Source organism: Mycobacterium vicinigordonae, assembly GCF_013466425.1.
Lineage (GTDB): Bacteria > Actinomycetota > Actinomycetes > Mycobacteriales > Mycobacteriaceae > Mycobacterium > Mycobacterium vicinigordonae.
In genome coordinates, this window is the sequence record NZ_CP059165.1 from 5,435,910 (window position 1) to 5,450,983 (window position 15,074).

Genomic DNA, 15,074 nt, shown 5'->3' on the forward strand with positions numbered 1-15,074 from the left:
TAACTGCAGGACGGGCCGGCTCATGACGACGACAGACGCGTTGTTCCTCACCACCGCCTGGCCCGGCTGCCCGCCGCGCCTGCTCAGCGCGGGTCGGGAGGATCTGGCGGCCTACCGCGACGGTGGCGGATACCGCCCACTGGCCAACGCCGAACAGTTGCTTGCCGAAGTCGAGGCCGGCGGACTGCTTGGGCGCGGCGGCGCGGCCTTCCCGCTGGCGGTGAAGTTGCACGCTGTCCGCACCAACGGTGCCAGGTACGGCGCCCCAGTCGTCGTAGCGAACGGCGAAGAGGGAGAACCGACTTCGATCAAGGACCGGTGGCTGTTGCGCAACCGTCCGCACCTGGTCATCGACGGTCTTCGGCTGGCAGCGGCGGTCGTGGCAGCCCAGCGAGCCTACGTCTTCGTGTCGGACGCCGAGTCGGCGCGCAGTGTCGAGACGGCACTCGGCGAACTCGACCCGAGCTGGCTCGACGGAGTTAGCGTCGATGTCGTCACGGTCGGGCCCGGCTACGTCGCCGGGGAAGAAACCGCCGCCGTAAACGCGATCAATGGCGGCCCCACCAAGCCCACCGACAAGCCGCCGCGCCCGTTCGAGGTCGGTGTCGGAGGCCGGCCCACGCTGGTGAGCAACGTCGAGACGCTGGCCAATCTGGTTTATCTGCAATTCCACGGCGCCGCGCAGTTCCGTTCGCAGGGCACCGCGCAGTCGCCGGGAACATTCCTGGCCACCATCACCGGCGCCGGCCGGCCAGCCGTCCTCTACGAGCTGCCGCACGGGGTGCCGTTCACCGAAGTGATCGCGTTGCACGGGATCTCAGCCGAGAAGGTGCGCGGGGTGTTGATGGGCGGCTATTTCGCCGGATTGCTCAACCGCCGCGTACTGGACACCACACTGGATCACGAGACTATTCGCGGGATCGGCAGTGGGCTGGGCTGCGGGGCGATCTCGGTGATAGTCGACGAGTGCCCGGTGGCGGTCGCTGCATCGGTGCTGGCTTACTTCGATCGCGAGAACGCCGGGCAGTGCGGTTCTTGCTTCAACGGCACGGCGGCCATGGCGGCAGCCGCCGGGGCACTGCGGGACGGGTTGGCGGCCACCGAGGATCTGGACCGATTGCGCCGCTGGTCGGTGGTGTTACGCGGCCGCGGGGCCTGCGGGACGCTGGACGCCGCCTGCAATATCGCGGCCTCGCTGCTCGACCAGTTCCCCGACGAGGTCAGCCACCACCTTGCTGGCACCTGCGCGGACTGTCAGCGCGGCGCGTACCGCGCCGACCGTCCCTACCAGGCAGCGGGGTGAGCGAGCGATGAAGATCCGGTTGGATCGCACTGTGTGCGACGGTTTCGGCTTGTGCGCCAAGCACGCTCCCGAATACTTCTCCCTCGACGACTGGGGCTACGCCTGCCTCGTCGGTAACGGCGATGTTCCCCAACAAGATCGTGATGCGGTGATGCGCGCGTTGCTGGACTGCCCGGTGCACGCCATCACCGAGGTCGGCGAGCCCAAGCCCAGCATCCCCCATCCGCAGTTGCATGACGAAGACGACCCTGCGTCGAGGGTCAAGACCGAATCCAACGAAGCCGAGTGGGGATTCATCCGCTGACGACCTGCCTCGGTCGGGCCCCGATCCGAAATTGCAAGGCTCGCTACGGGATACGCTTTCTGAGATCACTACTGCCGGTAGTTCGGCTAGTGCGGTCCAGGTCGATCTGTCCGAGCGGAGCGTGGTGCCTCACACACCAACGTCTCCGTCACCGGAAGATGATAACGTAATTCTCGTATTCGCATAACATGCCTACCGACGCGGTGGCCGTTCTACTTGCGGAGGTGACGTGTCAGCTGCACCGGGTCGCCCGCTGCCCCAGATCACGGACGAGAACGAATTCTTCTGGACCGCGGGCGCCGACGGCCAGTTGAGGTTCCAGGAATGCCGGGGCTGCCAAGCGCTGATCCATCCGCCCGCACCGGTGTGCCGCTACTGCCGCTCCCGCGACCTGGGCGTGCGCGATGTCTCAGGTCGGGCGACCCTGGCCGGGTTCACCGTCAACCACCGCTTCAGTGTCCCGGGAATGCCCGCGCCTTACGTGATCGCGGAGGTGGCCATCGCCGAGGACCCGCGCGTCCGCCTGACAACCAACATCGTGGAGTCCGATCCCGAGCAGCTGCGGCTGGGCCAGCAGGTGCAGGTGGTCTTCGAACACGTCGAGGACGTGTGGCTACCGCTGTTCCGCACGGTCCCCGACGCCGAACTCGGCGCGCTCCCCGACGACGAGATCGCGCCGGAACGCTTCGGCGAGCACGTCCGCCCGATGCTGACCGCAGAAAAGTTCGAGGACCAGGTCGCGCTCACCGGTATTGGCATGTCGAAGATCAGCCGCCGGCAAATGCTGCCACCGCTGTCGCTCACAGTCGACGCTTGCGAGGCCGCGATCGCCGACGCCGGGCTGACGTTCGACGACATCGACGGCCTGTCCACCTACCCCGGCGGGGGCAACCTCGGCGGATTCGGCGAGGGCGGGGTGACCGCGCTGGAAGCAGCCCTCGGCATCCGGCCCACGTGGCACAACGGCGGTATTGAGACGTTTGGACCGGGCGGATCCGTGATCGCGGCCATGCTCGCGGTATCCGCCGGTCTGGCCCGACACGTGCTGTGTTTCCGGACGCTGTGGGAAGCCACCTTCAACGAACAGATGAAGCGGGGCAAGATCGTCCCGTCCGGAGGCCGGACCACCAGCTGGCAATGGCCATTCGGCGCAACCTCGGCGGCACACACCTTGGCGCTCAACGCACAGCGCCACTTTCATCGGTATGGAACCACGAAGGAGACGTTGGGCTGGATCGCTCTGAACCAGCGCGCCAACGCCGCGCTCAACCCGACCGCGGTTTATCGCGACCAGATGACCATGGACGACTACCTCAACGCCCGGCCTATCACCACGCCGTTCGGACTGTACGACTGCGACGTGCCGTGCGACGGCGCTATCGCCGTCATCGTCTCGGCCGTCGACGCTGCCCGCGACCTGGCCAAGCCGCCGGTCCTGGTGGAAGCGGTGGGGACGCAGATCGTCGAACGCATCGACTGGGACCAAAGCACGTTGACCCATGAGCCGCAGGTACTGGGACAGTCCGCGCACCTGTGGACACGTACGTCGATGCGCCCCGCCGACGTCGACGTCGCCGAACTGTACGACGGGTTCACCATGAACTGCCTATCTTGGATCGAGGCACTGGGATTCTGCGGCATCGGTGAAGCCCGCGAATTCCTGGACGGCGGCAAGAACATCGCCCGCGACGGCCTGATCCCGCTCAACACCCACGGCGGGCAACTCTCGCACGGCCGCACGCACGGCATGGGTCTGATGCACGAGGCGGTCAGCCAGTTGCGCGGCGAGGCCGGCGAGCGCCAGGTCGCCGGCGCCCGCGTCGCCGTGGTCAGCAGCGGCGGCCTCACACCCAGCGGCGTGATCCTGCTCAGGACCGACGCGTGACCGGCTCCGTACGACCCCGGGTTGTCATCGTCGACGGCGTGCCGATGTCCGGGATCGTCGCCGAGGCGCAGGAACAATCGGAGCCCAAGGCTGTCATTGTGGCCATCCACGGCGGCGGTACCAGCGCCGTGTACTTCGACTGCCCCGGTCACCCGGAGTTGTCGCTGTTGCGGTTGGGAGCATCCCTGGGATTCACCGTGATCGCGATCGATCGACCGGGACACGGCAGCTCCGCCGCATATCCGGAGGCGGTGCAGACCCCCGCCCAGCGTGTCGACCTCGCCTACGGCGCCGTCGAACGAATCCTGGGTGAGCACCCGCGCGGTGCAGGGTTGTTCTTGCTAGGTCATTCGGGTGGGTGTGAACTGGCCACCCGGATGGCGGCCGATGACCGCGGTGCAGCGCTGCTAGGTCTGGAACTCGGCGGCACCGGGAGGCGATACCACGACGCCGCCAAACAGATCATGAAGGCGGCCGCGGTCAAGGAACGGCCACCGGGGACGCGCGAGCTGCTGTGGGAGCCGACCCGCCTGTATCCCCCTGACATCCTGCTCGGCGTCACTAATTCGTCGTCAGCTCCGCCCTATGAGCGGGACGTGGCGCTCAACTGGCCACACCGTTATTTCCCGGAGCTGGCTCCCGCGGTCCGGGTGCCGGTGCGGTTCAGCCTCGGCGAGCACGACAACGTCTTTCGGTCCGATCCGACCGCACTCGCAGAAATCGCCGAGATGTTCGAGACGGCGCCGTCTTTCGTCACCGAATTGCATGCCGAAGCCGGGCACAATCTAAGCCTCGGTCATTCCGCAGCCAACTACCATCGCAAGGTCTTCGCGTTCGTGGACCAGTGCGTGACAGCGCGCGGTGACGCCACCGGCCCAGCTGGTGCACGGGAAGCCGGTTGATGCTCGCGATTCGGGTCTTTCGGTCCTTTCGGCCGCGCCCGGAAGCCGCTACCGTTAGCGTTACAGTCAGACGTTCAGCTGTAATGGTGTCAGCCCGCATCTCATGAGCGAGGAGCGTTCCATGACCAAATCGAAGGTCGTCTTCGATCCGTTCTCCGAGGACTTCTTCAACGGCGCCTGGGATACCTATCGGCGCATGCAAGAGGAAGCGCCGGTCTACTACAGTGAGGAGTACGACTTTTACGCACTGACCCGTCACGCCGACGTGGCCGCGGGATTGAAGAACTTCGAAACCTACTCCTCGGCCTTCGGCATTGACCTGTCGATGGTGCGCACCGGCAAACCGCCGGAGCAAAAGTCGATCATCTTCATGGACCCGCCGGACCACCGACACATGCGCAGCCTGCTCAACAAGGTGTTCACCCCCCGCGCGATCCAGTCCCAGCGCGAGATGGTCGGTCAGAAGATCGACAAATACCTCAGCAAGGTGGATCCCGAAAACTTCGATGTGGTGCAGGACTTCTCCGGACCGTTCCCGGTCGAAGTGATCACCACGATGCTCGGCGTGCCGGAGGAGAATGCCCAGCGGATCCGCTACTTGATCGACGAGTCATTGCATCGCGAACCCGGGCAGGTCGAGGTCGGTGACCGCGGCATGCAAGCCAACATCGAAACGGGGATGCTCTACTACGACCTTTTGCAGCAACGCCGCGCCAAACCGCAGGACGATTTGTTCACCAAGTTGATCAACGCCGAGATCACCCGCGAGGACGGCCAGACAACCAAGCTTGACGACATCGAAATCGCCGGATTCGCAACGCTATTGGGCGGCGCGGGCGCCGAGACCGTCACCAAGTTGATCGGCAACGCGCCGGTGGTATTCGCGCGATTCCCCGACGAGTGGCGCAAGCTGCTCGACGACCGCAGCAAGATACCAGCGGCGGTCGAAGAGTTGTTGCGCTACGAGGCACCATCGCAGTACCAGGTCCGTTGCTCGGTCAAAGACGTTGAGCTGCACGGTGTCACGATCCCGGCCATGAAGCCGGTGTTCCTGATCAACGGGGCAGCCAACCGCGACCCCGAAGCCTGGACCGACCCAGACACGTTCAACATCGACCGCGACGCTCACGAGGCGCTGAACCTGAGCTTCGGCTACGGGATTCACAGTTGCCTCGGCGCGGCGCTGGCCCGGATGGAAAGCGTAATCGCCCTGGATAAGCTGCTCGACTTCATGCCCCGCTACGAAGTGGACTGGGACAACTGCAACCGCGTGCAGATGCAGAACGTCGCGGGCTGGAAGAACGTACCGGTGAGGGTGCTGTCATGAGAATTGAAGTCGACTGGGATCTGTGCGAAAGCAATGGCGTGTGCATGGGCATCATCCCCGAGGTATTCGAACTCGGCGACGACGACATGCTCACGGTGCACCGAACCGAGGTCACGCCGGACATCGAGGAGCAGGTCCGCGAAGCCGTTCGGCAGTGCCCTCGGCAGGCGATTTCGCTTGTCGAGGAATAGGAACTTTACAGCCGACCGCGCTCAGCGCTCCTTGATCGCCTGCTCAGGACAGCATTCGATGGCCTCGCGGGTGGCAGCCTCGAATTCCGGTGGGATATCTGAGGTTATCGCCTCGGCGTAGCCATCGTCGGTGAGGGTGAACACCTCCGGACACAGCGTTAGGCACATGCCATGCCCGCGGCAGAACCCGTCGTCGACCCAAATTTTCATGCTGGCGTGAACTCTAGGTGCAGATCGGTCAGACCACGCAGGATGTACGTCGGCACATAGTGGTAGCGGCGATCATTCGCCGGTCCGTGCACCTGTTCGTCGACCCTGATGTCGGAGGTGCGGTCCAGCAGCCGCTCGATCGCGACCCGGGTTTCGGCCCGCGCCAACGGGGCGCCCGGGCAGCTGTGAATGCCACGCCCGAACGAGATGTGCTGCCGGGCATTCTTACGGGCCGGATCGAAGGTTGCGGGGTCTTCGAAGCGACGCGGGTCTCGGTTGGCCGCCGCTTGCACGACCATCACCGTGGTCCCCGAGGGCAGGTCGACGCCACCGACGTTGACCGGCACCCGGTTCATCCGGAAGTCGCCCTTGACCGGGCTCTCGATGCGCAGCGATTCCTCGATGAAGTTGGGGATCAGGCTGCGGTCCCTACGCAACTGCGTCTGGATGTCGGGTCGTTCCCCGAGCGTCTGCAACGCGGCTCCGAGCAGCCGGACGGTGGTCTCCTGGCCGGCCGAGAAGACGTTACTGGCTACGCGCGCAACGTCTTCGACTTCCGGTATGGATCCGTCGGGATAGGTGGCCGTGGCCAGGCCGGTGAGCACGTCGTCGCGGGGCTCACGACGACGATCCCGGACATAATCGGAGAACAGGCCGTAGAGGAATTCCAGCGGGCTGTGCGCCAGCGCTTCCTTCCCGGTGCCGCCGATACCGCCACCCGAGTGCTCGCGAATGCCCTTGACGAACTTGTCCCGGTCCTCCATCGGCACGCCCAGCAGATCGGCGATGACAAGCAGCGTGAACGGCCCGGCGAACCCCTTGATGAACTCGCCTTTGCCCGGCGCCAGGAAGTCGTCGAGTACCTGATCGGCCAGCGCCCACATCGCGTCCTCGTTCTCCTTGAGGCGCTTGGGGGTGATCAACCGCATCAGCAGCGAGCGATGGTTGGTGTGCGTGGGGGGGTCCAGGGTGGGCAGCTGGTCGCTGAACGGCAGTTTGTCGCGGTTCTGCTCGATCAGCTCTGTGAGGTCCGAGTCGCCCAGACCTTCCAGGGACACCGGGAATCCAGGGAACGGGCCCGTCACCGAGATGCACGACGACCACGTCTCGGCGTCGTTCAGCACGGCGCAGGCTTCTTCCCAGCCGGTCACCATGGTGACGCCGTGGTGCTCCTCGCGTGTGACGGGGCACTGCTGACGAAGGGCCTCGTAATACGGGTAGGGATCTTTGATCAGCTGCTTGTCACGGAAAAAGTCCAGCTCGGTGAGGTCATTCACCATCTGCAGCTCCTTGATCTCAGCTAGCGAGAATCTGCCTCTCATTGTTGAGTATTACATTTTCATAGCCGGCGGCGAAATGGCAACGGCGCGTCAGTCGCTGCTCCCGCGTCGGTCACCGACCGTGAAATGCCCGACGCGACACGTCGACCGGCCGTCGTGAATTTCACCGTGAGCGCCCGGCAGCGCTGCGTTAGGCCGGCACCAGGTCAGCCGCAACCGACCGGCAGCTCATCAACCCGCTGCGGAACGACTCGACCGGACCGATAGAACTCACCGGTGTCGCGGCCGCGGCCAGCGCCCGAGCCTTGAACTCCCGGGCGGCCATGCTCAGTTGGTGCTGGACGCGGCCCACGCTGTCGTCCAGCTCGGCCGGCCACGTCTTGCCCCACAAGATGACCTCGGTAACACCGTGGTCGAGGGCCTGCAGGACGCCGGCCCGCACCCGCGGATCCGACCCGATCAGATCCGCCGCGGCCGCTAGCGCCTGCGGCCGGGGCCGCGTCTGCACCGAGGCCAAGGCCGAATCCAAATCGAGCGTCTTCGCGCCGAGGATGTGCAGCGGGCGGTCGTCAGGGTGGTCGGTGAGCAGCACGGTGACGTCCCATCCAGCCATCGACCGATCGAACAGCCAGCCCCCGGCAAAAGTCACGACGTCGGCGACGCTAGAGGCCACGACGTCGAGGCGGTACCTCATGTCGTGCTCGCTGCCGACGGGGAGAAATCGCGTGCTAGTGCCTCCGCGTACTCCTTGAACACCTCGGCCAGTGGTATCGACGGGTCGAGCAACCATGTCATTTCCATTCCGTGGGTGAAGGCGAGTATTTCCACCGCCTTGACGGTTGGGTCTATGTCGGCGCGATACCGGCCATCCTCCTGACCTCGGCGAATGGCTGCGGCGACGATTTCGGTGGCGTCACGCTGCCGTCTGACCAGACGGTCGTGCAGTGGCGCGTCGGGGTCGATGTTTTCGACCAGCAGCACGGTAAACGTGCCGACGAGTTCCGGCGCCCGGGTGAATCGGTCGGCAACCTGAGCGATCTCTCCGAGCAGATCGCCACCGCGGTCGGAGTGCGTGTCGTCGTCCAGGTCCCGGGCGTCCAGTACCGCGTGCAGCAACTGTTCCTTGGACTCAAAATGGTGTAGCAGCCCGGCGGGACTCACGCCGGCCGCACCGGCAATCTGGGCCAGGGTCGTGTTGCGCCATCCGTTGCGCGACAGCAGTCGTTGCGCCACCGTGAGGATCCGCTGTTTACGGTCCTCGCCTTTGGCGAGCAGCGTGTCATACGGCCGTGCTTCGGGCACCGCGCTCCTAGGAATGGGCTGCGACTAAACCTACTGAACACACAGTAGGTTGGTTTGCCAACAGTGGCAAGACCCGTTTCGGGCTCGAATTCAGCCGACCAGTTCGACGATCGTCGCGTTCGCCGTGCCGCCGCCCTCGCACATGGTCTGCAGGCCGAAGCGAATCCCATTGGTGCGCATGTGATGAATCATCCGCGTCATCAATACCGCGCCGGAGGCCCCCAGCGGGTGGCCTAGCGCGATGGCGCCGCCCAGCGGGTTGAGCCGATCTGGGTCCGCGCCGGTTTCGGCAAGCCACGCCAACGGCACCGGTGCGAAGGCCTCGTTGACCTCGAAGACTCCCACGTCACTCAGCTTGATGCCGGACTTGGCCAGCACCTTCTCGGTCGCTGGGATCGGACCGGTCAACATCAGCACCGGATCGGCCCCGGTGACCGCTCCGGCGCGGTACCGAACGATCGGCGTCAAACCCATCTCCAGAGCCAATTCGGACGTGGTCACCAGCAGCGCGGCTGCACCGTCGGATATCTGCGAGGAATTGCCCGCGTGGATCACCCCGTCCTCGGCGAATGCCGGTTTGAGTCCGGCCAGCTTCTCAACCGTGGTGCCGCGCCGCACCCCTTCGTCGGTGTCGATGACGGACGCTTCCCCCGGGAAAACTGGGACGATCTGATCGACAAAAGCGCCCGCGTCCTGCGCGGCTGCGGCGCGTTCGTGGGACTGCGCTGAAAACTCGTCCAGGCGGGTGCGGGACAGCCCCCACTTCTTGGCGATCAGCTCCGCCGACAATCCCTGGTTGAACGAGAAATCGTCATAGCGAGCAAGCACTTTCGGCCCGTATGGCATGCCCGTCGCCCGGGCCGACCCGAGCGGCACGCGGCTCATCACCTCGACACCGCCGGCCACCACGACGTCCTGCTGGCCCGACATCACCGCGTGCACTGCGAAATCGAGGGCCTGCTGGCTGGATCCGCATGCCCGGTTGACCGTGGTGCCCGGGATGCTTTCCGGCCATCCGGCCGCCAGCACGGCGAAGCGTCCGATGTTGCTGGACTGGTCTCCGATCTGGGACACGCAACCCCAGATCACGTCGTCGACGATCTCCGGGCTGACCCCGGTGCGTTCCAGCAGTTCGTTGAGGACGACCGCGGACAAGTCGGCGGCGTGCATGCCGGACAACCCGCCGTTGCGCTTACCCACCGGGGTGCGCACGGCTTCGACAATTACCGCTTCGCGCATGTTCTGCCTGCCTCTCGCTAGCCGAGCGTGCACAGGGACCGAAAGACGCGAAAAAACCGCCGCCAGTACACGTTCGATGACTAATAAACTACGTCAGTAGCTGCGCGGCAGTTTCAGGACGTTGGATCCCAGGAAATTCAGAATCATCTCCTGGCTGACCGGCGCGATTTTCATCAGCCGGGCCTCGCGGAAGTAGCGGGTGATGTGATACTCCTCCGCATAGCCCATGCCGCCGTGGGTCTGCAGCGCCCGGTCCGCGGCGGTGAACCCGGCATCGGCACACAGGTACTTGGCCGTATTCGCTTCACGCCCACAGGGTTTGCCGTTGTCATAGAGCCAAGTAGCCTTGCGCAGCATCAACTCGGCGGCGTCGAGGCGGGCCAGCGAGTCCGCCAGCGGGAACTGCAGACCCTGGTTCATGCCGATCGGGCGGCCGAAGACCTCCCGCTCGTTACCGTATTTGACCGCCTTCTCCAGCGCGACCCGCCCGATTCCCAACGCCTCTGCCGCGATCAGCATCCGCTCTGGGTTGAGGCCGTCCAGGATGTACTGAAAACCCCTGCCTTCCTCGCCAACCCGGTCTTCGACCGGCACCTCGAGGTTGTCGATGAAAAGCTCGTTGGAGCTGACGGCGTTGCGGCCCATCTTGCGGATCGGCCGGATGTCGACGCGGCTGCGGTCCAGGTTGGTCAGGAACAAGGTCATACCGTCGGTCTTCTTGGTGACCTCGTCGTAGGACTGAGTCCTGGTCAGCAGGAGGATCTTGTCGGACTCCATTGCCTTGGAAATCCACACTTTTCGCCCGTTCACCACGTAACGGTCGCCGTCGCGCTTGGCAAACGTGGTAATCCGCGAGGTGTCAAGCCCGGCTCCAGGTTCGGTCACCCCGAAGCAGACGTGGGTCTGCCCGGTTGCCACCGACGGCAGCGTGCGGGCCTTGAGTTCGTCGGACCCGTGCACCACCACCGGTTGCATGCCGAAGATCGACAGATGGATGGAGCTGGCGGCGTTCATGGCGCCACCGGACTTGGCGACCTCCTCGAGCAGAATGGTCGCCTCGGTGATGCCGAGGCCGTGGCCGCCGTACTCAGTCGGGATCGTCATGCCCAGCCAGCCACCGTCGGCAATAGCGCGGTAGAACTCCGTCGGGAATTGGTGTGCCTGGTCTTTTTCCATCCAGTACTGGTCGTCGAACTTGGACGCCAACTCGGCCACGGACCGGCGGATCAGCTCCTGATCCTCGGTGAGCTCAAACTCCATTGCGCACCTTTCTCAGCGCGGGCCCTTTCTCATGCGCGAGTCTCATGCGCGAGCAGACGCAAAGGCACCCGACACGCCGTCGGCTTGGGTGCTTTTGCGTCTGCTCGCCGAGGTACTGGACCCTCAGTCCTTGTTCCCGGTAAGTGCTTTGGCGTTGGCCGCGAAATCCGCGAAGGACGAGCCGCCTCGACTGTCCTTTTCGTGCCCCTGCGCCTTGATCGACACGTCGTGACCCTCGGCGGCTTTACGCAGCGCACCTACCGTCGCCTGTTCGCGACTGATGTGCGTGAACGGGTCGAACGAGTACCAGCGCATAGCGTTTTCGTGCGTCATCTTATTGATTTCGTCGTCGGGAACATTGTTGAGAGACAACACATCCCACAGTTCTTCCGGCGCACCGGGCCACATCGAGTCGCTGTGCGGATAGTCGGCTTCCCAACAGATGTTGTCGATGCCGATCATGTTGCGCAGCGCCACGCCGACCTTGTCACTGATAAAGCAGGTCAGGAAGTGGTCGCGGAAGACCTCGCTGGGCAGCTTGCCCTTGAAATCCTGGTGGGTCCAGGCGGAGTGCATTTCGTAGGTCCGGTCCGCGCGCTCGAGGAAGTAGGGAATCCAGCCGGTTCCGCCCTCGGACAGCGCGATCTTGAGGTCCGGGTACTCCTTGATCGGCCGCGACCACAACAGGTCGGCGGCGGCCTGGACGATGTTCATCGGCTGCAGTGTGATCATCACGTCCATCGGCGCATCCGGCGCGGTGATGGCCAACCGCCCCGAGGACCCGATATGCACGTTCATCACGGTGTCGGTGTCCACCAAAGCCTCCCACAACGGTTTCCAGTACTCGTCGTGGAAGCTGGGGTAGCCCATCGCCGCTGGGTTCTCGGTGAAGGTCAGCGCGTGCACGCCCTTCTTCGATACCCGGCGCACCTCGGCGGCACACGCCTCGGCATCCCAGATCACGGGGATCGCCATGGGTATGAAACGCGCCGGGTAGGCGCCACACCACTCGTCGATGTGCCAGTCGTTGTAAGCCTGCACCAGCGCGATTGAGAAGTCGTGGTCGTCGGTGGCGAACAGGCGTCCCGCAAAACCGGGGAACGACGGGAAGCAGATCGACGCCAGGATGCCGCCGGCATTCATGTCCTTGACGCGCTCGTCGACGTTGTAACAGCCTGGCCGGATCTCGTCGAGCCCCGTCGGCTCGATGCCGTACTCCTCCTTCGGCCGGCCGGCAACGGCGTTGAGGGCGACGTTCGGGATGACCGTGTCACGGAACTTCCACATGTCCGAGCCGTCGGCGTTGTGCACCAGGCGCGGCGCGTCATCCTGGTACTTCTTGGCCAAATGGTTCTTGAACATGTTGGGCGGCTCGACGGTGTGGTCGTCCACGCTGATCAGGATCATGTCCTCTTTGTTCATGGGCTGTTCCCTTCCAATCCGGGTCCATCCGAGCGCGCGGCAGCACCACCTACGCAAAGCTCGCTATATGTGAAAACTAGCTTCTCACGAAGCGAGAATCAACATCCAGCATAGGCGCCCCGCGCACCACCGGGGCCGCTACATCCCCCGCCGCCGCGGGCCCACGAGCAGCCGCAGGGCGTCCCACCGCGCCAGGATTGACCTACCGAGCGATTCGTGCAAGTCTGTTAGTTGTAAATGAGAATATGATTCTCTTTGATCGAGAGGAACCCAGGTAGATGCGTCTGCCTCCGCTGCCCGCCGACCAGTGGGACGAATCTGTCGACCAGGCACTGGCCGTCATGCTGCCCGCGGAGCGCCGCAATCCGCGCGACGCCTCCAATGTCCTGGCGACCTTGGTCAACCACCCCGCGCTGACCAAGGCATTCCTCCGGTTCAACGTCCACCTCTTATTCACCTCCACCCTGCCGCCGCGCATCCGCGAACTGGCCATCCTGCGGGCCGCGCACCGGCGCGATTGCGCCTACGAGTGGAACCACCACGTCGATCTGGCCAAGCGAGAGGGCGTGACCGACAACGAGATCGAAGCCGTGCGAGGTGGTGGCGACACTTGGGTCGGCGACGACTTCGAGCGTGCCGTCCTCGTCGGGGTCGATGAACTCGACGAGAAATCTCGATTGTCCGACGAGACCTGGGCCGCGCTGGGCAGCCGCCTCGACGATCGCCAGCGGATGGACTACGTGTTCACTGTCGGCTCTTACATCATGTTGGCTATGGCGCTCAACACTTTTGGCGTTCAGGTCGAAAAGACCCACCAGACGACAGAGACTGAAGACGAAAGGTAGGACGTTGGCCCATTTCCCCAAGCCAGCCGCCGGCAGCTGGACCGAAAACTATCCCGAACTGGGCACCGATCCGGTCGACTACAGCGACTCGATCGACCCGTCATTCTTCGAGGCCGAGCGCGAAGCGGTGTTTCGCAAGCAGTGGCTCAACGTCGGCCGGGTCAACCGTTTGCCGCGAACCGGCAGCTACCTCACCCGGGAACTGCCCTCTGCCGGCCCGGGGACCTCGGTGATCATTGTCAAGACTAAGGACGGTTCGGTGAAGGCGTACCACAACGTCTGCCGCCACCGCGGAAACAAGTTGGTGTGGAACGACTTTCCCAACGAGGAGACCTCCGGCACCTGCCGGCAGTTCACCTGCAAGTACCACGCTTGGCGGTACAGCCTGGACGGCGACCTTACCTTCGTCCAGCAGGAGGGCGAGTTTTTCAATCTCGACAAGGGCCAGTACGGCCTGGCGCCCGTCCGCTGCGAGGTGTGGGAAGGCTTCATTTTCATCAACTTCGACAACAACGCGGCGCCCCTGGTCGACTACCTTGGTCCGCTGGCCAAGAGCATCGAGGGCTACCCCTTCGGCGAGATGACGGAGACCTACTCCTACCGGGCCGAAGTCGGCAGCAACTGGAAGCTGTTCATCGACGCATTCGTCGAGTTCTATCACGCGCCGATCCTGCACCAGGGGCAGTACACAAAGGAAGAAGCCGCCAAGATCCAGAAGTTCGGCTACGAGGCGCTGCACTACGAGTTGGCCGGTCCGCACAGCCTGCAGTCGACCTGGGGCGGTCAGGCACCGCCACCGGACATGTCCATGGTCAAGCCGATGGACCAGGTGCTGCGCAGCGGACTGTTCGGACCGTGGGACAAACCTGAGATCATCGAGAAACTGGAGCTGCCCCAGGGCGTCAACATCAAGCGGGTGCCACAGTGGGGCATCGACTCGTGGCTTTTCTACCCGAACTTCATGTTGCTCATCTGGGAGCCCGGCTGGTTCCTCACCTACCACTACTGGCCGACCGCGGTGGACAAGCACATCTTCGAGGCGGTGCTGTATTTCGTCCCACCGCGCAACGCACGGGAACGCCTGGCCCAGGAGCTGGCTGCGGTGACGTTCAAGGAGTACGCGCTGCAGGACGCCAACACCCTGGAAGCGACCCAAACCATGATCGGGACCCGGGCTGTGAAGGAGTTCCTGTTGTGCGACCAGGAAGTCCTGATTCGCCACTTGCACAAGATAACTGGCGACTACGTACACAACTGGGTTAAGGAGCGCCAGAACAATGGCAAAGTTACCGTCTGAATTCGCGGCGCTGGAACCGTATTTGGACTGGGACCTGGCCCATGAGCCGGAGCGCTACGCCAAACGGCTAGCCTCGACAATGGCCGAGATGCAGGAGTTCTATGACGTCGCTTTCCCACTTCTCAACGATGTCATCTCCTACTGCGACAAGTTCCCGCTGGACGAGCTGCCCGACGACGCAAAGTCTCTGATGCACATCATGCAGTCGTTGGTGATGGTGTCGTTCCCGATCGAGGCCTGGAAGCAACCGCGGGTTCCCGACAGCGGTGCGGCCTGGGTGGAAGTCCTTCAGGAACCGGTGATCTGA

16 protein-coding genes are annotated in these 15,074 nt (G+C 64.1%); 9 read left to right on the plus strand and 7 right to left on the minus strand.

The window, feature by feature from the left end; genetic code table 11:
- Positions 1 to 22: 22 nt before the first annotated feature.
- From H0P51_RS24255 to H0P51_RS24280, 6 genes are all read left to right on the plus strand, one after another.
- Positions 23 to 1,303: an NADH-ubiquinone oxidoreductase-F iron-sulfur binding region domain-containing protein gene (locus H0P51_RS24255; RefSeq protein ID WP_180915361.1), complete on the plus strand. Its 1,281-nt coding sequence runs from the start codon at positions 23 to 25 to the stop codon at positions 1,301 to 1,303.
- A 7-nt stretch (positions 1,304 to 1,310) separates the two neighbouring features.
- Positions 1,311 to 1,607 (plus strand): ferredoxin, encoded by a 297-nt coding sequence (locus tag H0P51_RS24260; protein WP_180915362.1) that lies wholly within the window; start codon positions 1,311 to 1,313, stop codon positions 1,605 to 1,607.
- Positions 1,608 to 1,836: 229 nt separating this feature from the next.
- On the plus strand, positions 1,837 to 3,492 hold the full coding sequence (locus H0P51_RS24265; RefSeq protein WP_180915363.1) for a thiolase C-terminal domain-containing protein: 1,656 nt from the start codon (positions 1,837 to 1,839) through the stop codon (positions 3,490 to 3,492).
- Between the two features lie 44 nt (positions 3,493 to 3,536).
- Positions 3,537 to 4,394 carry an alpha/beta hydrolase gene (locus H0P51_RS24270; RefSeq protein WP_213016755.1) on the plus strand — a complete coding sequence of 286 codons (858 nt, stop codon included), beginning with the start codon at positions 3,537 to 3,539 and terminating at the stop codon, positions 4,392 to 4,394.
- Positions 4,395 to 4,515: 121 nt separating this feature from the next.
- Positions 4,516 to 5,721 carry a cytochrome P450 gene (locus H0P51_RS24275; protein ID WP_180915365.1) on the plus strand — a complete coding sequence of 402 codons (1,206 nt, stop codon included), beginning with the start codon at positions 4,516 to 4,518 and terminating at the stop codon, positions 5,719 to 5,721.
- Positions 5,718 to 5,912, plus strand: coding sequence for a ferredoxin (locus H0P51_RS24280; RefSeq protein WP_180915366.1), 195 nt, complete (start codon positions 5,718 to 5,720; stop codon positions 5,910 to 5,912). The genes H0P51_RS24275 and H0P51_RS24280 overlap by 4 nt, the downstream gene beginning before the upstream one ends.
- Positions 5,913 to 5,933: 21 nt before the next feature.
- On the opposite strand, the gene H0P51_RS24285 is transcribed toward H0P51_RS24280, so the two are convergent.
- From H0P51_RS24285 to H0P51_RS24315, 7 genes are all read right to left on the minus strand, one after another.
- On the minus strand, positions 5,934 to 6,122 hold the full coding sequence (locus H0P51_RS24285) for a ferredoxin (RefSeq protein WP_180915367.1): 189 nt from the start codon (positions 6,120 to 6,122) through the stop codon (positions 5,934 to 5,936).
- A complete protein-coding gene (locus tag H0P51_RS24290) occupies positions 6,119 to 7,402 on the minus strand; it encodes a cytochrome P450 (protein ID WP_180915368.1) in 1,284 nt (427 codons plus the stop codon). Before H0P51_RS24290 ends, H0P51_RS24285 begins: the two co-directional genes overlap by 4 nt.
- A gap of 190 nt (positions 7,403 to 7,592) precedes the next feature.
- A complete protein-coding gene (locus H0P51_RS24295) occupies positions 7,593 to 8,096 on the minus strand; it encodes a hypothetical protein (RefSeq protein WP_180915369.1) in 504 nt (167 codons plus the stop codon).
- The gene (locus H0P51_RS24300; RefSeq protein WP_180915370.1) at positions 8,093 to 8,704 is read right to left on the minus strand and encodes a TetR/AcrR family transcriptional regulator; all 612 of its coding nucleotides are present in this window, start codon (positions 8,702 to 8,704) and stop codon (positions 8,093 to 8,095) included. Before H0P51_RS24300 ends, H0P51_RS24295 begins: the two co-directional genes overlap by 4 nt.
- Before the next feature lie 90 nt (positions 8,705 to 8,794).
- Entirely contained in the window at positions 8,795 to 9,943 is a 1,149-nt protein-coding gene (locus tag H0P51_RS24305; protein WP_180915371.1) for a thiolase family protein, read from the minus strand.
- A 93-nt stretch (positions 9,944 to 10,036) separates the two neighbouring features.
- Positions 10,037 to 11,203, minus strand: a complete 1,167-nt coding sequence (locus H0P51_RS24310) for an acyl-CoA dehydrogenase family protein (protein WP_180915372.1) — start codon at positions 11,201 to 11,203, stop codon at positions 10,037 to 10,039.
- A gap of 123 nt (positions 11,204 to 11,326) precedes the next feature.
- The gene (locus H0P51_RS24315; RefSeq protein WP_180915373.1) at positions 11,327 to 12,625 is read right to left on the minus strand and encodes an amidohydrolase family protein; all 1,299 of its coding nucleotides are present in this window, start codon (positions 12,623 to 12,625) and stop codon (positions 11,327 to 11,329) included.
- Positions 12,626 to 12,903: 278 nt separating this feature from the next.
- On the opposite strand from H0P51_RS24315, the gene H0P51_RS24320 reads away from it, so the two are divergent.
- From H0P51_RS24320 to H0P51_RS24330, 3 genes are read left to right on the plus strand one after another with little or no spacing between them, the layout of a single operon-like run.
- Entirely contained in the window at positions 12,904 to 13,470 is a 567-nt protein-coding gene (locus tag H0P51_RS24320; protein ID WP_180915374.1) for a carboxymuconolactone decarboxylase family protein, read from the plus strand.
- Positions 13,471 to 13,474: 4 nt separating this feature from the next.
- Complete coding sequence (locus tag H0P51_RS24325) at positions 13,475 to 14,767, plus strand: aromatic ring-hydroxylating oxygenase subunit alpha (RefSeq protein ID WP_180915375.1); 1,293 nt, start codon at positions 13,475 to 13,477, stop codon at positions 14,765 to 14,767.
- Positions 14,748 to 15,074, plus strand: coding sequence for a hypothetical protein (locus H0P51_RS24330; RefSeq protein WP_180915376.1), 327 nt, complete (start codon positions 14,748 to 14,750; stop codon positions 15,072 to 15,074). The genes H0P51_RS24325 and H0P51_RS24330 overlap by 20 nt, the downstream gene beginning before the upstream one ends.